The 21,945-nt window shown below is 41.2% G+C and carries 18 protein-coding genes, 1 tRNA gene and 1 pseudogene; 12 read left to right on the forward strand and 8 right to left on the reverse strand.

Translation table 11 applies throughout. The features are described from left to right. Positions 1 to 52 precede the first annotated feature (52 nt). On the reverse strand, positions 53 to 3,169 hold the full coding sequence (locus RM049_RS06225) for a calcium-binding protein (RefSeq protein ID WP_322703554.1): 3,117 nt from the start codon (positions 3,167 to 3,169) through the stop codon (positions 53 to 55). A gap of 589 nt (positions 3,170 to 3,758) precedes the next feature. Between RM049_RS06225 and ggt the strand changes: the two genes are divergently transcribed. Beyond that, on the forward strand, positions 3,759 to 5,522 hold the full coding sequence (gene ggt, locus RM049_RS06230; RefSeq protein WP_322703555.1) for a gamma-glutamyltransferase: 1,764 nt from the start codon (positions 3,759 to 3,761) through the stop codon (positions 5,520 to 5,522). 61 nt (positions 5,523 to 5,583) lie between these two features. Here ggt and RM049_RS06235 read toward each other — a convergent pair whose 3' ends face one another. Both RM049_RS06235 and RM049_RS06240 read right to left on the reverse strand, forming a co-directional pair. Continuing rightward, the gene (locus RM049_RS06235) at positions 5,584 to 5,847 is read right to left on the reverse strand and encodes a hypothetical protein (protein ID WP_292785151.1); all 264 of its coding nucleotides are present in this window, start codon (positions 5,845 to 5,847) and stop codon (positions 5,584 to 5,586) included. A 706-nt stretch (positions 5,848 to 6,553) separates the two neighbouring features. Continuing rightward, complete coding sequence (locus tag RM049_RS06240) at positions 6,554 to 7,147, reverse strand: DUF1802 family protein (protein WP_416212617.1); 594 nt, start codon at positions 7,145 to 7,147, stop codon at positions 6,554 to 6,556. Positions 7,148 to 7,224: 77 nt separating this feature from the next. Between RM049_RS06240 and RM049_RS06245 the strand changes: the two are divergent. Together RM049_RS06245 and RM049_RS06250 are read left to right on the forward strand one after the other, a co-directional pair. Then, positions 7,225 to 7,752, forward strand: a pseudogene (locus tag RM049_RS06245) (aldo/keto reductase); the annotation flags it as partial. 639 nt (positions 7,753 to 8,391) lie between these two features. Next, the gene (locus RM049_RS06250; RefSeq protein ID WP_322703556.1) at positions 8,392 to 9,111 is read left to right on the forward strand and encodes a hypothetical protein; all 720 of its coding nucleotides are present in this window, start codon (positions 8,392 to 8,394) and stop codon (positions 9,109 to 9,111) included. A 161-nt stretch (positions 9,112 to 9,272) separates the two neighbouring features. On the opposite strand, the gene RM049_RS06255 is transcribed toward RM049_RS06250, so the two are convergent. Continuing rightward, entirely contained in the window at positions 9,273 to 10,199 is a 927-nt protein-coding gene (locus RM049_RS06255; RefSeq protein ID WP_322703557.1) for an alpha/beta fold hydrolase, read from the reverse strand. A 178-nt stretch (positions 10,200 to 10,377) separates the two neighbouring features. On the opposite strand from RM049_RS06255, the gene RM049_RS06260 reads away from it, so the two are divergent. From RM049_RS06260 to namA, 7 genes are all read left to right on the forward strand, one after another. Beyond that, positions 10,378 to 11,259, forward strand: a complete 882-nt coding sequence (locus RM049_RS06260) for a shikimate dehydrogenase (RefSeq protein ID WP_322703558.1) — start codon at positions 10,378 to 10,380, stop codon at positions 11,257 to 11,259. A gap of 333 nt (positions 11,260 to 11,592) precedes the next feature. Beyond that, a complete protein-coding gene (locus RM049_RS06265; protein ID WP_322703559.1) occupies positions 11,593 to 11,841 on the forward strand; it encodes a helix-turn-helix transcriptional regulator in 249 nt (82 codons plus the stop codon). Between the two features lie 272 nt (positions 11,842 to 12,113). Beyond that, positions 12,114 to 13,295, forward strand: a complete 1,182-nt coding sequence (locus RM049_RS06270) for a hypothetical protein (protein WP_322675642.1) — start codon at positions 12,114 to 12,116, stop codon at positions 13,293 to 13,295. A 593-nt stretch (positions 13,296 to 13,888) separates the two neighbouring features. Beyond that, a complete protein-coding gene (locus RM049_RS06275; protein ID WP_322703560.1) occupies positions 13,889 to 14,143 on the forward strand; it encodes a hypothetical protein in 255 nt (84 codons plus the stop codon). A 140-nt stretch (positions 14,144 to 14,283) separates the two neighbouring features. Further along, positions 14,284 to 14,436 (forward strand): hypothetical protein, encoded by a 153-nt coding sequence (locus RM049_RS06280; RefSeq protein WP_322700753.1) that lies wholly within the window; start codon positions 14,284 to 14,286, stop codon positions 14,434 to 14,436. Between the two features lie 121 nt (positions 14,437 to 14,557). Beyond that, positions 14,558 to 14,764 carry a hypothetical protein gene (locus RM049_RS06285; RefSeq protein ID WP_322703561.1) on the forward strand — a complete coding sequence of 69 codons (207 nt, stop codon included), beginning with the start codon at positions 14,558 to 14,560 and terminating at the stop codon, positions 14,762 to 14,764. A gap of 336 nt (positions 14,765 to 15,100) precedes the next feature. After that, on the forward strand, positions 15,101 to 16,168 hold the full coding sequence (namA, locus tag RM049_RS06290) for an NADPH dehydrogenase NamA (protein WP_322703562.1): 1,068 nt from the start codon (positions 15,101 to 15,103) through the stop codon (positions 16,166 to 16,168). A gap of 319 nt (positions 16,169 to 16,487) precedes the next feature. On the opposite strand, the gene RM049_RS06295 is transcribed toward namA, so the two are convergent. Beyond that, a complete protein-coding gene (locus RM049_RS06295; protein WP_322703563.1) occupies positions 16,488 to 17,939 on the reverse strand; it encodes a DUF2252 domain-containing protein in 1,452 nt (483 codons plus the stop codon). Positions 17,940 to 18,071: 132 nt separating this feature from the next. Here RM049_RS06295 and RM049_RS06300 point away from each other — a divergent pair, with 132 nt between their 5' ends. Beyond that, positions 18,072 to 18,752, forward strand: coding sequence for a RibD family protein (locus RM049_RS06300; RefSeq protein WP_322683679.1), 681 nt, complete (start codon positions 18,072 to 18,074; stop codon positions 18,750 to 18,752). Positions 18,753 to 18,868: 116 nt separating this feature from the next. Here RM049_RS06300 and RM049_RS06305 read toward each other — a convergent pair whose 3' ends face one another. The 3 genes from RM049_RS06305 to RM049_RS06315 all read right to left on the reverse strand — a co-directional run bounded on the left by RM049_RS06305 (position 18,869) and on the right by RM049_RS06315 (position 19,986). Then, positions 18,869 to 19,219, reverse strand: coding sequence for a histidine triad nucleotide-binding protein (locus tag RM049_RS06305; RefSeq protein WP_322674861.1), 351 nt, complete (start codon positions 19,217 to 19,219; stop codon positions 18,869 to 18,871). Positions 19,220 to 19,496: 277 nt separating this feature from the next. After that, positions 19,497 to 19,570, reverse strand: a tRNA-Pro gene (locus RM049_RS06310). Positions 19,571 to 19,620: 50 nt separating this feature from the next. Beyond that, a complete protein-coding gene (locus tag RM049_RS06315) occupies positions 19,621 to 19,986 on the reverse strand; it encodes a DUF1818 family protein (protein ID WP_322674860.1) in 366 nt (121 codons plus the stop codon). Positions 19,987 to 20,695: 709 nt separating this feature from the next. On the opposite strand from RM049_RS06315, the gene RM049_RS06320 reads away from it, so the two are divergent. Next, entirely contained in the window at positions 20,696 to 21,937 is a 1,242-nt protein-coding gene (locus RM049_RS06320; protein ID WP_322703564.1) for an aminoglycoside phosphotransferase family protein, read from the forward strand. Positions 21,938 to 21,945: the final 8 nt, after the last annotated feature.

The raw sequence follows: 21,945 nt of genomic DNA on the forward strand, positions 1-21,945 counted from the left end.
AAAGTTAAAGCTTTCAGCATACTTTATTCAATTACATCTTTGAGGATAACGATTAAACAACCACAAAATTGTTGTTGGTTAGTGACAACCCAGGAGATAATCCGGCAAATTGTACCTGAGTAAATGCGCCTGCACTACCATCAGAGTCAAAGAACAATGCACCTGTAGTGGAGTTATAAATAAATAGCTGGCTACTAGTAGTTGCAGATTCTCCCAGTGTAAACTGACTTGCTTTAAGTACACCTGCTGATAAACCGCCACTAAAACCAGCAGCCGACACTTGAATTATTTCATTCGGTTCATTAACGGCACCGAAATCACGTATCAGATCGAGACCTTCATTGAAACTATTGAAAACAAAGGTATCAGTACCACCTTCCCCAAAGAGCCAATCATTACCCTTGCCACCGATGAGGGTATCATTACCATTGCCACCTTTGAGGGTGTTATTAGCAGTGGCATCAGAGGCTATCAGGGAATCATTACCATCACCCCCATCTAATATGTTGGCCCTTGAACCGTTAACATTCAATGTATCGTCACCAACACCACCGTTGAGGGTGTTATGACCTGAGGCATCGGCAAAGAGAAAATCATTACCATTGCCCCCATCTAATAGATTATTACCAGTCTCATAAGAGGCTATCAGGGAATCATTACCATCGCCCCCATCTAATATGTGGGCACTTGAACCGAAAACATTCAATGTATCGTCACCAACACCACCGTTAAGGGTGTTATTACCTAAGGAAGAATAGCCAGAGAAGGCAGAGAGAAAATCGTTACCATCACCCCCATCTAATAGATTATCGTCTGTTGAACCGTAAACATTCAATGTATCATTACCAATACCACCGTTGAGGGTGTTATCGCCCGATATGCTACCCTCAACAACATTTCCGAATTCGTCGTAAATGTAACTCCAAGCCCGTAAAGAATCATTGCCATCGCCTCCATTGAGGAGGTGATTTCCTTTTGAAAGACTAATATCTAAGAAATCTTCACCAGTGCCGCCATCTATTGTATCGTTGCCATTGCCTGAGCGGAGCGTATCATTACCAGTGCTTCCGACTAGATAATCATCGTAGTTTGTACCTGTGATATTTAATTGTTCGATATTCTTGTAACTAAACACTGTTGTGTCCGGCGTTGTTGAAATTACTACAGTGTTATTAGTAGGGTTGAAAGTCGAAGTAATTCCGGTGGTAGCACTGCTATAACTCAAAGACAAAAAGTCGTTACCTGTTCCCCCGTCTACTGTTTGAGTTACTAACGTCGATAGGGAGCCGAAATTAAAGGAATCATCGCCATTGCCACCATTGAGGATATTATTGCGATCGCCACCATCGAGAGTATCATTGCCATCGCCCCCATTGAGAGTATCATTGCCATCGCCACCCCTCAAAATATCATTGCCACTTAAGCCTTCAATAATGTCATCACCTGCTTGACCATTGATGACATCATTTGAATTGTCAAATCCACTAACATTGTTGTCTAGGTCGTTTAGGAAAGTGACTGTATTTTTTTTAAAGACAGTGTTTTGGGTGAAGTTGGCATCGAAGACATCAAAGCTGTCGGTGATGGTAGTTTGCCCATAAAACAGAATATTACCTAAATCTACAGTGGCTCCAGTAGATTTGGTGAGGTTATCCAAGTTTTCCAGGGCAAAGTTTTCCAAGATGAATCTGGTATCACCATATCCTTGAAAGCTGATTGACAAACTTGTGCCATTCTGGGTGAGAAGCAAATTTTTGGCAGTGAAACCACTATTGTTCTGGAATATTAGAGTATCCACTTCGGCTATGACTGCTGCTGTGGGGTTTGTTCCTTTACCTACTCCAGTAAAATCAGCGATTGTAGTAGTGCCAGTATTAATTATGTCGAGGTATCTGTAAGTATCAGTTGCGTTGCTTAAGCCATTGTAAACAAATTTGTCCTTCCCACCGCCGCCTGTGAGGCTATCCTTACCACCACCGCCTGTAAGGCTATCATCGCCATTACCACCGTTGAGGGTGTTATTACCAGTGGCACCAGAGGCTGTTAGAGTATCATTGCCATCGCCTCCAGAAAGCAGGTTCTTGCCAGATGAGCGAGAGTCGAGGTAGGAGTCAAAATATTGGTAAACATAGCCAGAGATATCTAGAAAATCATTGCCATCGGCTCCAAAAAGCAGGTTATTGCCATTTGAACCACTAGCACTCAAGGTATCATCACCAATACCACCGTTGAGGGTATTATCGCCTTCTGAGCGAGAGTTAGACGCTGTGAACTCCTCACTGCTTACACTTCCAGAGATGGAGAGAGAATCATTACCATCGCCTCCATCTAAGAGGTTATCGCCAAATGAACCGCTAGCATTTAAAGTATCATCACCAGCACCACCGTTGAGGGTATTATTGCCTAAAGAGCGATCGTCGTAGTCTAGTAAGTAGTAGTTGTATTCGTCGCTGCCAGAGGTGGAAAGAAAATCATTGCCATCGCCACCATTAAACAGATTATTGCTTGAGGGAGAGTCAGCATACAGAGTATCGTCACCAACACCACCGTTGAGGGTATTATTGCCTGCACCACCCCTCAAAATATCATTGCCACTTAAGCCTTCAATAATGTCATCACCTGCTTGACCATTGATGACATCATTTGAATTGTCAAATCCACTAACATTGTTGTCTAGGTCGTTTAGGAAAGTGACTGTATTTTTTTTAAAGACAGTGTTTTGGGTGAAGTTGGCATCGAAGACATCAAAGCTGTCGGTGATGGTAGTTTGCCCATAAAACAGAATATTGCCTAAGTCTACAGTGGCCCCAGTGGATAAGCTTAGGTTATCAAGGTTTTCTAGGGCAAAGTTTTCCAGGATAAATTTGTAATAATCAAACCCTTGAAAGCTGATTGACAAACTTGTGCCATTCTGGGTGAGGAGCAAGTTTTGGGCAGTGAAGCCACTATTGTTCTGGAAATTTAAGGTATCTACTTCAGCAATGACTGCTGCTGTGGGGTTTGTTCCTTTACCTACTCCACTGAAATCAGCGATCGTACTAATGTAGTTTGAGCCGCCGTCAAAAAATATATCGTTGCCACCGCCACCAGTTAGGGTGTCGTAGTTATCGAAGACATCAAAAGCGCCCTTTAGGGTGTCGTTACCGCTAGTTCCAGTGATAATTGCCATAAGTTTTTCCTGATTGAATCGATTTTTGGAGTAACTTTAGTTGTCAATAATCGAGTTAGTGCTGTTTGATAGCACAAATAATGTGCCAAAAGTTCAAGCTTTCGGCATACCTTATTCAGTCTTTAGATAGAGTCGCAAATTGTTTATTAAAGATTTCCTCTTTAATTCCCTTACAAACATTACTTATCCCAGTATTGAAGACTATCTAAGCCTTAAGCACTATACAAAATTTAGTTGGTTTGTCAACGCATAAGTCTTACTAGTTTCAAAATAGGTAGGGAACACTTGAGACAGTACAAAACAGGAAATCTTTATGAATTCGTTATCAGCGTAGCTTGCCGCCGTAGGCCTCGCCTTTGAAAATTCTATCTGGAAATAGGAAACATCAAAATAACCCAACAATAACTAAATACCGAATATTTACTTAGATGTCTATCTTTTAAAAAAATCTTTGCATACTCTTCATATTCATAATCGTTCAAATAATGGGGGTAGGAGAGTGATATCTACGGCCGCAAGCTACGCAAACAATGGTAATCAAAATCTGATAAATTAAGTACACCAAGATGCTAAATATATATAATATTTTATGAGTAATGGTATAAAAAAGCTTGCTGTTGCTAAACCCAAGCGAGTTGCAAGCGCAATCTTTTCTTTCACCGTCCTCGTTTACAGCCAAGTAGCATCAGCTGCCTTAACTTTACCCCTACGCAGCAAGAAGGGGATGGTGGTTTCAGCCCATCCCCTAGCAAGTGAAGCGGGAATTTTGATGTTACGCAAAGGGGGTAATGCAGTGGATGCAGCTGTAGCCACAACCTTTGCTCTTTCTGTAGTTGAGCCTTTTTCAGCCGGAATCGGTGGCGGCGGATTTTTATTGATGCACTCTGAGAAAACTGGCGAGATGAAAGCGTTAGATTTCCGCGAACGCGCACCCCTAAAAGCCACAAAAAATATGTATCTAGATGCAGCAGGAAAGGTGCGTCCGAATGCAAGTATTAATGGTTATTTGGCAGTAGCGACACCAGGAACGGTGGCGGGACTTTATGAGGTGCATCGCCGCTATGGTAAGCTTTCTTGGCAAGAGGTAATGAAACCTGCGATCGCACTCGCTAAAGATGGCTTTATTCTTGGCAATGTGCTAACCGAAAGGCTGAACCAGCGCCAGGAAGCAATTCTCAAGAATCCCGCAGCGCGAGAAATTTTCACTCGCAATGGTGAATTTTATCAACCAAGGGAAAAACTTGTGCAGCGCGATTTGGCACGCACTTTAACAGCAATTGCCGAAAATCCCCAAAGTTTTTACACCGGAAGTATTGCTCGGGCGATTGCTTCTGATATGGTAAAAAATGGTGGTTTAATTTCTCTCGAAGACCTGAAAGCCTACAAACCAATCTGGCGCACTCCTGTTTGTGGCAACTTCCGCAAAGCTAAAATCTGCTCAATGCCACCACCATCATCAGGAGGCGTTCACCTATTGCAGATTTTAAATATTATCGGTGACACCGATCTAAAATCTTTGGGATGGCATCATCCAGACGCGATACATTTAATGGTAGAAGCAATGAAGATTGCTTATAGCGATCGCTCAAAATATTTAGGCGATCCTGATTTTGTCAAAGTCCCTGTACAAGAACTGCTCAGTCCAGCTTACGCCAAAAAACGCCGTCAAGAAATTAATATGCAAATGGCTCGACCCTCCACCGAAGTCAAGCCAGGAGATTTAAATTCAAAATGTCTGCGTCTTCCTTCATCCCCTTGTCTTCCGCATGAATCTCTCCAAACCACTCATCTGAATGTTGTGGATGAACAACACAACGCCGTCAGTCTGACTTTCACCATTAATCTCAGTTTTGGTGCTGGTGTGGTGACACCGGGAACTGGAATTATCCTCAACAATGAGATGGATGATTTTGCTGCTGCACCAGGAGTGCCTAATGCCTTTGGTTTAGTTGGTAATGATGCCAACAGCATTGCACCCCGCAAAACTCCTCTATCCAGTATGACTCCCACAATTGTCACAGAAAATGGTCATTTTCGGATGGCGGCGGGTGCGCCTGGTGGTAGCACCATCATCACCCAGGTTTTGCAAGTAATCCTGAATGTGCTGGAATACAACATGGATGTTGGTGCGGCTATTTCTGTTCCACGCATACATCATCAATGGCTGCCAGATGAGTTGCGCGTTGAATCTTGGGGCTTGGATGCTTTGACTTTGCAAGACTTACGCCGTCGGGGGCACAAAATTAAGGAAACTACTCCTTGGGGTAATGGTAACGCGATCGCTATTACATCTGATGGAATTTTAGAAGGAGCCGCCGATCCTCGCGGCGAAGGTTCCCCCAGAGGTTTGTGAGGAAGACGCCAGGACGCAAAAAATAACTAATGACAAATGACAAATGACAAATGACAAATGACTATTGATTTTGGATTGTTGACTCTGCGTAGCTACTGCTGCCAAACTCGTTTGCCCGTGCGCTAGGTACTAGTGTCCAACCTGCTTTCAAAAGTTTTTGATAAGTTGCCCAACCTTTAGAGCCACCTGGTATTTGATAATCTGGGACTGCAAAATGTCCAAAAGCTGTGTAAGGACGCCAAGGTTGATTGGGTTCTGTCTGCAAATACAAAATTTTCTCTCCATCGCCACCAGACTTAGATAACCAGCACATTTGTCGATGCATTGCAAACTCCTTTGCTTTTAGCTAATGATGCATAATAGCTTATCTTTGTCAAGCTAATTATCACCCTTGGGGATAATTTTTGCCTAGTACTTTAGACAAAATGTAATTAAGTTCTATCCACTGCAAGATAATTGCTTAATAACTTATAGCCTGGAAGACAGCTGCTAACGGGACATAAAGATAAACAGCCTTGGCTCACCTTGTTTATTGGGTGAGATTTTTCTCATGTTATCCGCGTTTTTTGCGATCGTGTGTAACAATCACTACTATTTTGGCTGAGGCTCGGAATTAGACTATTTGTTTTTCTGCTGAGATATATAAGCGCAGATTCTAGAAGTTATACCAATTTGAAAAAAGAATGCGACAAATAGACCATTTGTAGAGACGCGATTCATGAGCCAGCGCGTTGCGGGGGTTCCCACGGCAGTCGCTCATGGGGGGAACCCCCAAGACCGCGCTGCCTCCCCGTTGTAGCGACTGGCGTCGCGTCTTTACCCAAGGATGTGTTGCAATCATTAATTGAATTAGTATTAGTTATAAATCGTTGATTAAACACTTTGAGCAAACAATATAAAATCTATTTTGATGTTGGTTGTATACAATCTTCCGTTTGATGACGAGAAACAATTTCGTATTTATCTATAAGCTAAATTTAAATCCCCGACTTTTTAAAAAAGTCGGGGATTTGAGCAAACAAGTTGGGTTATTAGAAGGATGGAACATACAACTTATCGCCGACAATCTCGCGAATTGTCTCTACTAGTTGGCTGTATGCAAAGTTAGATAAAACTGGTTGTGCTGTTTGTAACTGAATTTCTCGATCTAAATCAATCCATGACTTGCAGCCAGCGTATTTGGCGTAATAGGGAATTTCTTGCTCAAGCGGTAGTTTATATGTCCGTAGGAGGAGGATATAAAGGGGCTGACGTGCCTTCCATTTGAGGCGATCGCTAATAAAATGCTCGTTCCAAATATGGAAGGGAAGTAAGTTGTTGACAATAGATTCGTCACTACAGGGCAAAATATCTGTAATTTCAGCCCAACTACCAATGCGAACTGTTTCAGGATGCCAGCCTGATGTTACTGGATAGACATTATTGGCATATTCAGCTTTCAGCATGAAAGCTTGTTGATGTTCATAAGTAGGATAAAGCAGAATTTGCTTGTGAGCGACTTGGAAATGTCCATTTCGTTCGTGGATACCGCCTTTGCGGAGCAACATAATTGTTTTGCCACTTTCCAAGGCATTTATGGCAACTGCCCATTCTTTGAGAGCATGAAAAGTTGTAGTCAATTCCATCGGTATCTACTGTAACTCTGATTTAATTTGAAGCTAAGACTGATAAAGTGTGAACCTGTCCAAGGCAATAAATTAGGAAAGCGATCGGTGTTTCCAATTTTTCTAGCATCCAGTTAGCAGAAGCAGCAAGTTATAGACGTCAAGTTATAGACGTATTGATAGTTTACAACCACCCTATTCTTTATTCTGGAGACAGGTAGAACAAGATGCATTGCCCTATTGTATCGAAAACAATATTTCTATCCTTGCTTATTCGCCTTTAGTACAGGGGTTGTTAACAGGAGATTTGCTCTCAGTCATAAATTTGACCCAATAGATAACCGTGCTAAAAATAAACTGTTTCAAGGCGAAACTTTGAACTTGCCTAACAAGCGCTAGAAAAACTGCGTCCTATAACTCTTCTTAATAATTGTACCCTTGTTCAGTTAGCTTTAGCCTGATTAATTGATCAACCTCAAACAAACGCACAGACGCGTCATAGCGGCTTGTCGCCAAATGCATTAGCCGCCCAAATCAAGCTTTCTACAGCCGAATTGGCAGAAATTGATGCCATTAGCAGTATTGTCACCGATCGTCTGGATGACAATCAGATTATGTGGAATTGATGACAATGTAGTTTTGTTGCGATGCTTAATCTATCTAAGATCCCTTTAACTTTCTTCAAAAGAGAGTCGGGGATCAAATTTATGGTCTAGATTGCAAAACCTAACAAAACGTCAACTTTCGTAAACCAAGGGTTGCAACTCACAAATGTAAGTGATAATTTAGATAGTAGGACACCAAACAAAATAAACCAAACAAAAGGGTCAATGACTTAGTGTCCCCTCGTCATCAGCCCAAGCAAATTTCAGCATATCAAATGTGATAAAAGTGGCAAAAAGCCTAATGTAGAGGGCAAAGCCAAATCCTAAAGCGGAAAAACGCAAGAATGCTGAGTTTGTTAGTTTTTTAGTCCACCCTAGTTATTAACCTTCAGTTAGTTAATCAGTTTAAAATTTGAAACCTGTAAACTCGATAAAACCTGGTCAACCTCGACCAGGTTTTTGGCATTTTATTGTAATATGATTTTCTCAGTACGGTAGAGATTATGGGTGGGGCTTTGTTGGGTTGAGCGACAGATAAACCCAACCTACATCAGTATAATTTTTAGTCTTAGCTGAACTGTATTAAAGCGTATTGGACTCTAGCTGATTTTCCAGCAGGGAATAAAATAAGACAGCAACATATCCTGCGAGGAAAATTTGATGAAAAATTATCGCTTTTTAACTAAGATTACTACAATTATGATTGTAGCTGCACTTTCTTTTTCTTGTAAATCTTCTGTTAGTAAAAATGCAGAACAGGCAAAAGCAACTGAGAAACCGAAGCCACAACAAAATCTTATCTATGGCGATTTAATTATTAAAGAACAATCAGATTATCTAATGATTCCTGTTAGTCTTGCAGAACAGAATGAAGATAAAGGAGTTGATTTAAACCTTTCACGTTCTTATGAAAAGGCAAGAAATAATCAATTGTATAACATCATCTTTTATCAAAAGCAAGGTGGTGAAGCTCATCTTTTATTAAATAAAAAAGCCATTGTCGCTTCCTTCGATTTATTGGAAGTAAAAATGGTAAACAAGCCTACTACAAGAGTTTGGTTATATAAAATCATTGACCAAGATACAAATATAGATAAAAAACTTAATAGCGAAGATGCTACTATTGCCTATCTTTCAGATTTATCAGGTAAGAACCTCCAGCAAATTACCCCAAATAATACTCGAATCATCAGTTGGGTTGTTGTTCCAGGTCAAAATGCAATTTTTCTCAAAATTCTTAAAGACTCGGATAATGATAAAAAGTTTACAAAAGAAGACAAAACAAATTTTGTGAGGGTTAACCTCGATAAAATTGGTATGGGAACTGAGATTATTAGTGATCAAATAGAGCAAGAAATTAAATCTTACGTTTTTAAATAAGTTTATTCGTAGTAAGCAGCTGAAGCCGCTTACTACAAACCTTTAATTCAATACGCTTGGGTTAAGGGTTATTGGTGTAAATAATTGGTTTTTCAAGACGCGATTTATCGCGTCTCTACATGAATGAGGGTTTTGTTGCTCATTCTGAACTGTATTAACCTTTACAAAACCCAATCGCGTAAAAGTTGGTTTACTTTATCGGGTACTTCGTCGTGGGGACAATGACCTGCTGTTAAAAAATGCTCTGTCAATTCCGGGTAATATTGACGAAACTTTCGAGAACGTTCTCTAGCATTCATCCACGGATCGGCTTCTCCCCATAACATCAACAGAGAACAAGTTAATTGCTTTAGTAGTACATCAACTTTTTCCCCTTGAGGACTGCTAAAAACTGAAACAAATACATCCAACGCACCCGGATCAAAAGCAGGACGAGAAATTTCTTCTACCAATTGATCTGTAACTGCACTTTTATCAAGATATACCTTTTCTAAGGTTTGGCGTATTACCCAACGTTGTCGCACGTATTGAAATAACACAAACTGAGCTAAAGGTTGTTGAAAAATCCATTTAACTGAGTCACCCAGAAGTTTCTCTAAAGAAGAGGGTTTTTTGGGTGGCTGAATTTCGCTTTGCAAAGCTTCCGGTTCAGATGTCACCTGGCTTTCGCTAAAAGGCCCGGCACTATTGAGCAACACTAATCCAGCCGCACTGTCAGGACGTTGGGCTGCAACACATAAGCAAGCATAACCACCAAGAGAATTACCTGCTAATACTGCTTTTTGACCAATCACTTCGCTGATAAAATCATGGAGTTGGTCGCGCCACAAGTCGCCACTATACTGCAATTTTGGTTTTGCCGATCGCCCGAATCCCAAAAGGTCGATCGCAAATACTTCAAAATCTTGACACAATCCTGTGATATTCTTGCGCCAGTGGTCTGTGGAAGCACCAAATCCATGTACCAAAAGCAAAGGCGGACGTTGCGTTTGTTTCTCTCCCGCACGCACGTAGTAAACGTTGTGCCCGCGCCACTGCCAATATTTGCCAGGAATTGGAGTTGTAGAGGAGGCTGTAGTTGCCTGCATGATTTAAAGAAATGTTAAGGAGCTTTTAATAATTGTAGGCTACCTGAGGGGATTGGGGCAGGGGAGCAATCAATTCAAAATTCAAAATTCAAAATTCAAAATTAAAGAACTCCTGCCTTCTGCCTCCTCTTTCCCAATGACAAATGACTAATGATTAATGACTAATGACTAATGACAAATGACAAAAAAAATTACAGGCAAAACTAAGCTACTAGGGGTAATTGGGCATCCGGTGGAGCATTCGCTGTCGCCAGTGATGCATAATGCAGCGATCGCACAATTAGGATTAGATTACATTTATCTGCCTTTTCCGATTGAACCACAGAACTTAGAGGTGGCGATCGCAGGTTTAGCTGCTGTTGGGGTTGTCGGCTTTAGTGTGACAATACCTCACAAACAAGCAATCATTCCCTTACTCTCAGAAATTACACCTTTGGCTCAAACTATTGGAGCCGTGAATACTGTTAGCCGCCAAAATAACAAATGGGTAGGCACAAATACAGATATAGAAGGATTTATCGCCCCTTTGCAGACAACATATAAACAAGATTGGAGTCAGAAAGTAGCGGTAATTTTAGGCAATGGTGGTGCAGCAAGAGCTGTTGTCGCAGGTTGTACTCAGTTAGGTTTTGCCCAAATTCATGTTGTTGGGCGCAATATGCAGAAATTAGAAGAATTCCGCAATAGTTGGAGCAATTCACCCCTTGCTGAGAAATTCCAGGTTCATCAATGGGAGAAATTACCAGAACTAATTCCCCAAGCAAATCTGCTGGTAAATACAACTCCGATTGGGATGTATCCCAAAGTCGATGAATCGCCTTTGAATGTAGAAGAAATCGCGAATTTACCAACGGGTGCGATCGCTTACGATTTAATATATATTCCTAAACCAACGCAATTTCTCCAGCAGACACAAAAACAAGGTGCAATTGCGATCGATGGATTAGAAATGCTAGTTCAACAAGGGGTAGCAGCATTAAAAATCTGGTTGCAGCAGGAAACTTTGCCTGTAGAAGTGATGCGTCAAGCATTACAAAATCACCTGGGTTTGGGAAAATGAAACGTTCTATAGAACTCCTACTTGCTTATTTCGGTGCGTAATTGATTCCTTAAAACAATACAGTTCAAAATGAGCAACAAAATCCAGATGTAGAGACGCGATTTATCGCGTCTTAAAAGACCAATTATCTACACCAACAACCCTTAACCCAAGCGTATTGCCTTAAAAATCTCATTAGGAAATACGTATCTACGGACGTGTAATTACTTGGTTAGCAAACCAAGAAAGTATAAAAATTCTAGTATATTTTCGCCTATCAATTCAGCATTAGCCCCAATAGGATGTAGCGGAATACATATCACTCGCCAGATTAACAGGTGCGTTCTTAGCTAAATGACTATTAAGAAACCTTTGCTAATCAAGCAACCGGAAGTTGGAAAGCTCATCCATGAACTTCGTGGCATAATTGGTCTTACCCAAGAACAGTTTGCAGCATCTTTAGGTATAACTTATTCGACGGTAAACCGTTGGGAGAAAGAATATACCAAGCCTTCATCTCTAGCTATGCAAAAGATTGAGGGGATGTTAAAGGAGATGGGCGAGCTGGGGCAGAAAGTGTCGGTGAAGTATTTGTCGAATTAGAAAGCAGCCAGAGAGGCTTAATTGAAGTTACTTTCCCCCAATTAACAGGTTATCGCTACGACATAACCACAAACAATTCAATTCTAATTTTAGCGATGTTTGCAGATATGCATATTTTGCGGATTACTCAACCTTTGAGTTTGAGTTTACCGTAGCCAATATTTTCTTCAATTTTCAGACGAGTTTAGCTTAAAAACGCGCAAAAACTCCCAAAATTTTTTTCTTAATTGAACAGCCAATACTTTTCAGTCAACCTTATCTAGGACTGTACAATGTTTGATTACTCTACCCCCGCTTTAGCTACATATCTTAATATTTCTTCGCCAAGAGCAGCTTGCACTAACGGCAGCAAAGTTGCGGTCATCAATACTGAAGGTGTATGGGAAGTAGAAAGTAATGGGACGAAAAAACTAATCCCAAACTCTAATTATGATGCTCGTGACATAGTAGCAATTGACGGCAAAACTTATGTCTTAGCTGTTCCAACAGGACTAGTAAAAATCAAAACTGACGGAACTAAGCAAAAAATAGTTAGCAACAAAGCTAATTCAAAGACACGGGTAAAATTTTTGCAAGATTGGATTATTTACCAGTCTGCAAATACTCTATCAATTTATGACAAAAACCTCAACTTTAAAGCCAAACAGAGTTATGGCGTAACTGAGGTAATGGATTTTGAGTATAAAAACGGCTATCTCTACACTAGTGGCTATCAGCAACAAAAGAGGTTAGGCATTCCCGTTCAGATAGCTTTTCTTTACCGAATGGTTTTCGATGGAGCAAAAATATTTGCTTTGGCAAATTTAGCAGGAAATAACCAAGGCAAACTTTGGGGCTACAATTCTGCCGATCTTGCTCACGACATGGCAGACACAAGACTTAACCGATTACATATTGTTGAAGACAAGCTTTATGTCCTTGGTTCAGTTTATGGGGGTAACTCAATCTACAGGTGGAATGGCAAAGACTTATTAACAAAGACTTTGATTACCACAGACAGCTATACCAATGCTGCACAAACCCGTGATGAGACAAAGGTTTATATAGGAACTGTTAATCTGACTAATTTTACTGTCGAGCGTGGACAGCTAAGTATTCCAAGAAAGCCTACAACTGCCGGGATGGGAGACGGCAGTAGCAATTTCCCTAAAACTATTTACTCAGATGGCAGTAAAATTTTTGTGGGTTCTTCTGCTGCTTATGCGATCGCCAATAGAGATAATCAAACCTTCATGGGTAAACCCATCTCGCCTTACCGTGGAGATGCATCTCTTTTAGTTGTCTCCAAAAACCTAATGACTCGCCACGCTTGGGTAACACCGGGAAATGGTGAAGTATTGCTATTTACTGATAAGTTTGCAGTCATCAAAACAGATAATAAAAAAAATGACTTGGCTACAAATGTAGGAACTGCCCAAACTTTACCAACAAATACTTATTTCGTTAGGTTTTAATTGAGCAACTAGATTGTCTACAATCTCATTGCTCAATTCTTTTTTGCAGAAAACTATCAGCCAATACAGTTCAGATAAACCCAAAACCCGGATGTAGAGACGCGATTTATCGCGTCTGGAAAGACCAATTATCTACACCAAGACCCCTTAAACTAAGCGTATTGAACTATACGCAAGATTAATTATTAGTTTTTTGTTGGCGTAGAGTTTACGCCAACAAGTTAGTTTTTTATCCAAAGTCTAATACGTACTTTATATCTTAACTATAATTGCATAGCAGGCTATTAAGCTAAAAGTTTTACCCTGTCTCATCTAACTCTTATTCGATGTAGGATATATTATTTTAACCATTGAGGACAAGTATAGTTCTTGTCCTTTATTTTTTTGAGAAAGTTTTCGCCACAGACTGCATTTTATTCAAGGTAATATCAATAAATTTTAATAGCCTCTTGTTTTTTAGCACAATTTATGTAAATCTCATAACTATATAATACGGTAATACGATGTACTTATCGTATTTTAGCAAAAAATTAGGTGGGTTAGCCAATAAACTCAAAATTTAGTGCCAAGTAAACTTTTTAGGAGATGTAATCGTGAATACATATCAATCGGAGTCAGGCAATAGTTCGACTTCGCAACTGAATTTAGAAACTGATGTTCTAGTCATAAGCCGCGATCCATCAGCAACTTGGGCAACTTGGGCAACTTGGAATGCTGCTCAAGGGGTAAGAGTGATACTCGTAGATAAAGGCTACTGCGGTACCAGTAGAGCAACAGCACCTTCTGGTACTGGTTGCCTCGTAGATGACGAAGGGCGTCCTAATCGTCGCGCTATAAGAAGCTCATGATTATATGCGCTTGATGCGTAATCTCCCCAGCTTCAAAGAGAGATTGAGGGTGAGGACATTTGATTTATGCAAGAAGTCTATTCTGTAAGCAGCTAGTCAGGCAACTTTGCTGATTTATAACCCTGGATTTGCATTTAATTTTGAGTAGACAAATTGGTAGCGATCGCGCTCATACACTTGCCTTTTTTCAACGGATTACTGCCCTCACAGGACGCGATACCATCGACAATATCCGTAATGAAAAGTTACTTAAATATGCACAAGTTAGAGATTTTCTTAACAAGCAGTATTAAGAGCGAATACTACCTGTATTTTAAAGATAGCGAAAGAATGAAGAATGACAATTTTGTTACTTCGTCTTTCCTAAATTAGGAGTTACTAAACTTAAACTTGAACATTCGTGGAGGTCAAATCATGTTTTCTGGAAAAATTGAAAAAGAATTATTTAGTGAAGAAATTTGGTCAATTTGGCAAACAACTAAATTACCAGACCATCTACAGCTATTAGTGGATCGAGAACTAGGAAAACGCGATATCTGGGAATTGCAGTCTCAAAAGCCTGACGATCGGTCGATTTCTCCAAATCTCTATGATGACTCTAGTCATTCAACAAATATTTAACAAAAGAGGTAGTTCTTGCGTAAGGCAGGATAGCATAGCGGTAGCGAGTCCGCCCACTCTGTAAGAGTTGCAAGCTAGCAAGAGCGTTGGCTGGAAGAATACTGCCCTACACAAGAACTACTGCGATACCTACGGCGGTAAATTCGGCTCTGAGAGTAAGGGTTTAAGTCTCCCAGCAAATTCAAAATTTGCTGGGAAACTATCAAGTGGTCGGTCTAAATTCCCCACTGATTGCATTCTGAATTTTGACTTCTCTATTTAATTAATGCAAAATCGAATTCATGCTGCAAATCCTCCCCAATTTATTTTACGTAGCAAGAGAAGGAATCAAGATTAATGGCACATCTATTTGAACCATTCAAGATTCGTGAAGTTGTTTTTCGCAACCGCATCGCTGTTTCACCGATGTGTCAATATTCCAGTACAAATGGATATGCTAATGATTGGCACGTTATCCATTTAGCTTCTCGCGCAGTTGGCGGTGCAGGTATAGTGTTCACAGAGGCGGCAGCTGTAGAGCCGCGTGGACGCATTAGCCCGCAAGATTTGGGAATTTGGTCGGATTCACATATCGAAACTTTAGCCAAGACTGTGGCACTAATTCATAACTTTGGTGCTGTTTCAGGTATTCAACTTGCTCATGCGGGTAGAAAGGCCAGCACTGCCAAACCGAGTAAGGGAGGGAAAGCACTAGATGAATCTCAGGAAGGTTGGCGTCCCTTAGTTTCGAGTAGTGCGATCGCTTTTAGCAAAGATAGCCCAGTTCCAGAAGCTCTCACTCTTGAAGGAATTCAAGAAATTATTGACGCCTTTGTTCAAGCAACCAAACGTTCTCTCCAAGCTGGTTTCAAGGTAGTGGAAATCCATGCTGCCCACGGTTATCTACTGCACCAATTTCTTTCACCTCTTTCTAACCACCGTCAAGATGATTATGGTGGCAGCTTTGAAAACCGGACTCGTCTGCTCAGAGAGGTAGTTCAAGCAGTCCGAGAGGTTTGGCCTCAAACACATCCACTCTGGGTACGCATCTCCGCCACTGATTGGGTAGACAATGGCTGGGACATTGAGCAAAGTATTGCTTTAAGTGACAAACTCAAGTCTTTAGGAGTCGATCTCATCGATACTTCATCAGGCGGTACTATACCGGGCGTTCATATCCCAATTAAACCTGGTTATCAGACTCAGTTTGCCGAACGCATCCGCCGCGAAGCTAATATTCATACAGGAGCCGTGGGTTTAATTACATCCCCTGAACAAGCTGACGAGATTATTCGTACAGAAGTCGCTGATATAGTCCTGTTAGGACGCGAACTACTCCGCAATCCTTACTGGCCACATCTGGCAGCCAAACAACTGGGACACGATAAACTCTGGCCTGTTCAATACGATCGCGCTTGGCTGTAAGCTTTCCTCGTTCCCATGCTCTGTAGATTGGTGACAACTTAAAGTAATAGACTTGTTGGCATTTGTCGGGAAAAGGGTAAGGGGAAAAGGGGAAAGGAACAATAAAAAACATGAGTCCCTTTTCCCGCCTCTTGCAAAAGTCATTTTTGCAAGAGACTCCATGAGCGGAACTCACAAGGAACAATAAAAATATCTCTTCCCCAGTCCCCAGTCCCCAGTCCCCAGTCCCCAGTCCCCAGTCCCCAGTCCCCAGTCCCTATTTTTAAGGCAAGTCTGATGTACACATCAGGTGAATTGATTGGAGCAATTGTTTGATGTTCTAGTAGAGTTTTACCCCTTGTTTATAAGCATCTACAAAACTCTTATAGTCATATTCAACTTGAGTTGCATAGTCCACAGCAAAGTTAAAAATTTCGTCTTTGAATACAGCTTTATTACCACTCACAATATCAGTTACTTCTTTGTCAACGCTGACAGGAATAATCGCAGGATCGTAGTCTCGATCGGAGATTGCATGGTTTTTGGCAACCACCTTCCCTGCGTATCCCATCGCATCCATGAATTTTGACTTACTGGTTAACAACTTATAGTCAAAGTCCACTTGGTAGGGTGATTTTTCACGCACCATAAAGGGGATGCTACTGACAGTAGTATAACCAACCAAGGGATCGAGATTGGATAACATCGCTTTCGTAGTGATTGTCACCCTTGCCCCTTCTTGATTTCCGTAGACTGAACTCGGCAGCAGACCTGGAACTGCGATCGCCTCCGGCGGGCGGAACGCCATCGCCACTGCGCTACTGCCTTCCTGTTTCATCTCTAAAATGCGATCGTCGTCGGTTGCTGAACTTGGCCCCTCAATCAGCAAGTAATATCGGTACTTCCCAAGACTACCAACACCTGAACCTAATTTAAGCCGAATGTCTTTGAGAGTATAGTAACTGTCGTTGTAGCGCTTACTGATAGGAATTGAGGCGATATAGCTGCTCATAGCCCCAGCAATATCAGAATAGGTGCTGCTGGATACAGGCTGGAGTTCTGAGGCTGTCTTGAAGAGGCGATTGTTACTGTTATTTAGCACTGTATACTTTTTTAAAAGCTTAGAACGGCTCTTATCTGATGCCTTTTGAATTAAATCTTTGACCACACCGTTCGTATTGCTGGATTCTAAACGATATGACAGTTCATCATTGCTTCCCTTAAAGTCGTTCATCTTGTTGAGGTAAGCATCCAAGAAATTTCGCACAACATCCTCAGCATCAGTTGAGTTAAGACCATTGTTTTTAGCTACCAACAGAATGGAGACTGCCATCCGTCGCAAGTCCCAAACGTAAGGGCCAAGATAGCCTTCATCAAAGTCGGTGGTATCAAAAACGTTGTTGTCTTTGCTATCTCTTATCGCTCCAAGATTTTGCAGATGCATATCTCCTTCTAACCAGACGGCTGAGGTTGAAGAGTTTACAAATCGTGAACTTGGTAAGGTCTGCATATCACGATAAAAAATGTGAGCCGTCCCCCGATAAAAAGTGAAAAAGCTATCTTTAGCTGTCATCTTTTGCATTTTCGTTGCCAGTTCTTGAGGCAATTGAGAAGCAAAGGGATGATTATATTGGTAAATTTCATTCACCACCCAAGTCGAACGGGGAGTTGCAGCTTGAACTGGAGATGCAAACCCCAAAATTAAAATTAAGACAAATACGACGATTGCAGATATGTGGTTAGGCATGATAGTTTCTGAGGCGTAAAAAAACTCTTGTGTAGAGAGAATCATTCAACAACAGTTTTTTACCACCTTGAGCCATACTTAACAAAGTGATTTAAAGCACAATGCAACAACTATTCACTCTCAAGTATGGAGAGGATTCAAAAAGGTAAAATTATAAAGAATCGTTACAACATAATCATGTCAACCATCCAAACAACTGTGGTTCTTGCGATGACGGCCGATGGAAAAATTAGTGCCGTAGATCCGAAAGCGCCTCGTGAACCCAATGTAGTCGATCATGCACACTTGGAGTATCAAGTCTCTCTTGCCGATCTATTGCTGGTAGGAGCAGGGACAATTCGGGCTGAGGGGGGAGCCTTTACAATTAGCGATCGCGAACTGTTGGCAGCACGTGAGGTTCGCGGCCAGTCTCCTCAGCCGATTACTTGTGTTGTTTCAGGTTCCCTTAACTTATCGCCGGACTTGCCTTTTTTGAGTCAGGACATTGAGCGATGGATATTTACCACACGGACTGCTTTAGAGCGCAGTTCTGATACAACAACTTTGCAAAAACTGGCTGAATTAATTGATTTGGGAGATACAGACCTGGACTGGGATCGGGCCTACACCTTGATGGCAGAGCGGGGTATTCGCAAAGTTGTTGCTTTGGGAGGTGGCTCTTTAACAGCTGCTCTAGTTCAGGCAGGGCGAATTGACGATTGGTGGTTGACCATTTGGCCGCTCATTTTTGGGGGAAAGCACGCCCCTAGCCCAGTGGAAGGAGAGGGTTTTCTTCCCTATGCTGCTCCTCATCTAGAACTTATAGAAACTCGTCAGGTTGGAAGCGATCTGTTTTTACACTACCGCACAGTCAAGTGAAAACGCGCTGCCAGAATTTGGCACTACGATCCTTGATACTAGAAAGCAGGGGCAAAGGGGTGCTTTTGCCCACAATTTGACTCAGTTTGTACCTTTTACCCTACCCCTGCCTCTAATCAACCAGGAGGCCAATTTAACTGCCGTCCTCCCAAGATATGCAAATGTAAGTGATCGACTGTTTGACCGCCGTCATCACCAGCATTGATGACAACTCGATAACCATTTTTTAATCCAGCTTCTTCTGCAACACGTTTAGCAGTTAACAAAAGATGCCCCAACACAGCATGATCCTCAGATTCAGCCTCAGCTAGTGTTGCAATGGGTTTTTTGGGAATGATGAGGATGTGAACGGGCGCTTGGGGATGGATGTCTTTGAATGCTAGGGCTAAATCATCCTCATAAACAATATCAGCGGGAATTTCCCGACGAATGATTTTGCTGAAAATCGTTTCTGTAGTTTCACTCATGCCAATCTACCTACTAATCTGCTAGAGATTTTATATTAAGTCCGCCTAATTACTTATCATTGACAAAATTTGATTGTGCGGGTAATACCATTTTGGATTTTAGATTTTGGATAGTGAAACATCCATTGGATAAGTGTTTCAGTTTTCCATCTGTCGCAATCATTTTTCAAATTGGTATAACATCCCTATTTACTGTTCGGTTAGGTTTTTTCAGGAAAAAGCTATGAAAAAACCTGCTAATCTTTGAAAAAGACTAGCAGGTATGGCTTATCATCAATCGGAGCGGCGGGATTCGAACCCACGACCTCCACTACCCCAAAGTGGCGCGCTACCAAGCTGCGCTACGCCCCGGTCAGAATTCCTATCATATAGCAAAAGGGTAGGATTATCAAGAGGCAATTTTAAAAAACCTTAAGCATCCCACTAGCTTGCAGTAAATCTGGAACAGCAGAAGCATTCCATTTACCTTCTACACATCGCCCTGTATTCAAGATGAAGCGCAGACTGTAATCATCAGGATAGCCTTCCACTTCCATCCATAATAAATCGCTTTCGGCTTCACAAGTAATTTTTTCCTCTTCCATCAATTCAGTTGCGAGTTGCTTCATGGTGTCTGCTAGCTGTGCTAGTAGACGACAAAAATCATTTAACTCGGCTTCGGTTAACTCAATTGCCCAATCATCTGTACCAACTAAACCTTTAAACTCAGGTGTATCGGGGTTCCAGCCAATACGCCAACCCAATCCGGTTTTAACAACGCGTTCCATTCAAAGTAAGCTTGTGCATTCTCAGGTTAAAGTTTTAAAAGTTATCCGCCAACTGGTAATCACAAATCATACTTGAAAAATGCCATGTTTCAAGCTTGACAAAAGTACACTTACATAAAATACGCTCATGTAGGCTTTGTTTGCGATCGCCCATAGTCATCTACAATTTGTAGGTGACAAAAATAACGTGAGAACAAGCTTTCCAGACATCAATTCTGAAAATTAAATCAAAAAATAATTACTAATTGCTAAAAAACTCCGGTTTTTTTGGCTTTGTGATGATAAATAAAAGTAATACTGTTGAATCACGTGCTTCGTACCGCGAAGGATTACTGAAATTCTTCGCTGCTTTCAAGATGACTACTAAACATCAAACAACATCTGCTACCAATCAGTTTTTTGCTGGGGATGCTTCTTTGCCACAAAAAAAGGCTCTACCACAAAACTTACTCTAGATGTATCTAAGTAACTATGCTGATAAAGTGTAAAGATGTCACGGTATCTGGCAGCCAATTTTAAAGGAATCGCAAAGGACTTGGTGCCAATTTGGCAAGTTTTTCTCCAAAATATGAGATATTAGTAGATTGTAGAAATCTTTATTGTTATTCACATCTCTCTTCTTGCATTAGTTCCTATCTACTAAAACTCTTAAGACCAAGCAAATTTGACACGATAAGTTTAAGTAATTTAATGAAGTAGGAAATAATACATGGTATTATCACTGTCTTCTCATAACGTTATCCAGTATCTGCAAGACGCGGGTCTGTGTAGCTCAGAAGATGGCCCATCAGACAAATCTGAGTTGCCAGGAAGTAGTCAGAACAATTTCAATTTACTAGTGACTTTAGCAGATAATCGCCAGCTGCTCATTAAACAAGAACGTAACGTTAACAACAATGACGGCGCGCCTCATGAATTGTTTCAGGAGTGGCTGTTTCACCAGTTGTTACAACAGTTTCCAGTTCTAGGTAATACTTCAGCAATTGCGCCATTGGTAGTGCATTTTGACGAAGAAAATTCGATTCTTGTCCGTAGCTACTTGAATGAATATCTAGAGCTTGCAGAGTTATACCACAATAATGAGATTTTTCCACAAGAAATTGCTTCTGCCATCGGCATAACTTTGGCGGGACTGCATCGCGCCACCTACAATCGCCGAGAATATCAGGATTTTATGGCAACTGCTCCCCAAGGAGAGTTTCGCTACGGGTTTTACAATCCAGCGCAAGGGGTAGGGTCGATTGGGCCGGAGATTTTTGCGACCGTTCCCACGGATGCACTAAAATTCTATGTTCTTTATCAACACTACGAGAGTTTGTCATCTGCGATCGCAGATTTGGCATATAGCTGGAATCCTTGCTGCTTAACTCATAACGACCTGAAATTGAATAACATTTTGGTTCATTCCAGATGGGAGCAATTAGACAATTGTCTTATACGATTAATTGACTGGGAAGCTTGTTCTTGGGGAGACCCAGCTTTTGATTTAGGAACTTTACTGGCAAGCTATTTAGGAATTTGGCTTAAGAGTCTGGTAGTAGACCCCACCATTGAGTTAGAAGAATCTCTACATTTGGCGTTAACACCGTTAGAGATTTTACAACCTTCAATTATTGCCTTAATTAGGGCTTATATAAATGCTTTCCCGATGATTTTGGAATACCGAAGTGACTTTATTTCGCGCGTTATCCAGTTTGCGGGGCTGGCACTAATTCATCAAATTCAGGAGATGATTACGTGCCGGAAACACTTTAATAATGTTGAACTCTGTATGCTGCAAGTAGCTAAAAGTTTACTTGTAATGCCAGAGCAAGCTGTACTGACTATTTTCGGGATGTCAGAGTCAGAAATCCTAAATCCTGTGGCAAAGATTCATAAATTTCCTCAGCCTGTGAAAGAGCAGCAGTTACTTCGGATTTATTACGAGAAAACTCGGCTGCGTGGTTGTTAGTAGTAGGG

The organism is Nostoc sp. DedQUE04, from assembly GCF_034530995.1.
Taxonomy (GTDB): domain Bacteria; phylum Cyanobacteriota; class Cyanobacteriia; order Cyanobacteriales; family Nostocaceae; genus Nostoc.

What these genes read in the sequence shown, in the direction of transcription:
- namA (WP_322703562.1), top strand. Translation starts at nt 15,101, where the DNA reads ATGGCACATCTATTTGAACCATTCAAGATTCGTGAAGTTGTTTTTCGC.
- RM049_RS06235 (WP_292785151.1), bottom strand. Translation starts at nt 5,847, where the DNA reads ATGCATCGACAAATGTGCTGGTTATCTAAGTCTGGTGGCGATGGAGAG.
- RM049_RS06255 (WP_322703557.1), bottom strand. Translation starts at nt 10,199, where the DNA reads ATGCAGGCAACTACAGCCTCCTCTACAACTCCAATTCCTGGCAAATAT.
- RM049_RS06320 (WP_322703564.1), top strand. Translation starts at nt 20,696, where the DNA reads ATGGTATTATCACTGTCTTCTCATAACGTTATCCAGTATCTGCAAGAC.
- RM049_RS06260 (WP_322703558.1), top strand. Translation starts at nt 10,378, where the DNA reads ATGACAAAAAAAATTACAGGCAAAACTAAGCTACTAGGGGTAATTGGG.
- RM049_RS06240 (WP_416212617.1), bottom strand. Translation starts at nt 7,147, where the DNA reads ATGGAATTGACTACAACTTTTCATGCTCTCAAAGAATGGGCAGTTGCC.
- RM049_RS06285 (WP_322703561.1), top strand. Translation starts at nt 14,558, where the DNA reads ATGTTTTCTGGAAAAATTGAAAAAGAATTATTTAGTGAAGAAATTTGG.
- ggt (WP_322703555.1), top strand. Translation starts at nt 3,759, where the DNA reads ATGAGTAATGGTATAAAAAAGCTTGCTGTTGCTAAACCCAAGCGAGTT.
- RM049_RS06305 (WP_322674861.1), bottom strand. Translation starts at nt 19,219, where the DNA reads ATGAGTGAAACTACAGAAACGATTTTCAGCAAAATCATTCGTCGGGAA.
- RM049_RS06270 (WP_322675642.1), top strand. Translation starts at nt 12,114, where the DNA reads ATGTTTGATTACTCTACCCCCGCTTTAGCTACATATCTTAATATTTCT.
- RM049_RS06265 (WP_322703559.1), top strand. Translation starts at nt 11,593, where the DNA reads ATGACTATTAAGAAACCTTTGCTAATCAAGCAACCGGAAGTTGGAAAG.
- RM049_RS06225 (WP_322703554.1), bottom strand. Translation starts at nt 3,169, where the DNA reads ATGGCAATTATCACTGGAACTAGCGGTAACGACACCCTAAAGGGCGCT.
- RM049_RS06250 (WP_322703556.1), top strand. Translation starts at nt 8,392, where the DNA reads ATGAAAAATTATCGCTTTTTAACTAAGATTACTACAATTATGATTGTA.
- RM049_RS06295 (WP_322703563.1), bottom strand. Translation starts at nt 17,939, where the DNA reads ATGATTCTCTCTACACAAGAGTTTTTTTACGCCTCAGAAACTATCATG.
- RM049_RS06315 (WP_322674860.1), bottom strand. Translation starts at nt 19,986, where the DNA reads ATGGAACGCGTTGTTAAAACCGGATTGGGTTGGCGTATTGGCTGGAAC.
- RM049_RS06300 (WP_322683679.1), top strand. Translation starts at nt 18,072, where the DNA reads ATGTCAACCATCCAAACAACTGTGGTTCTTGCGATGACGGCCGATGGA.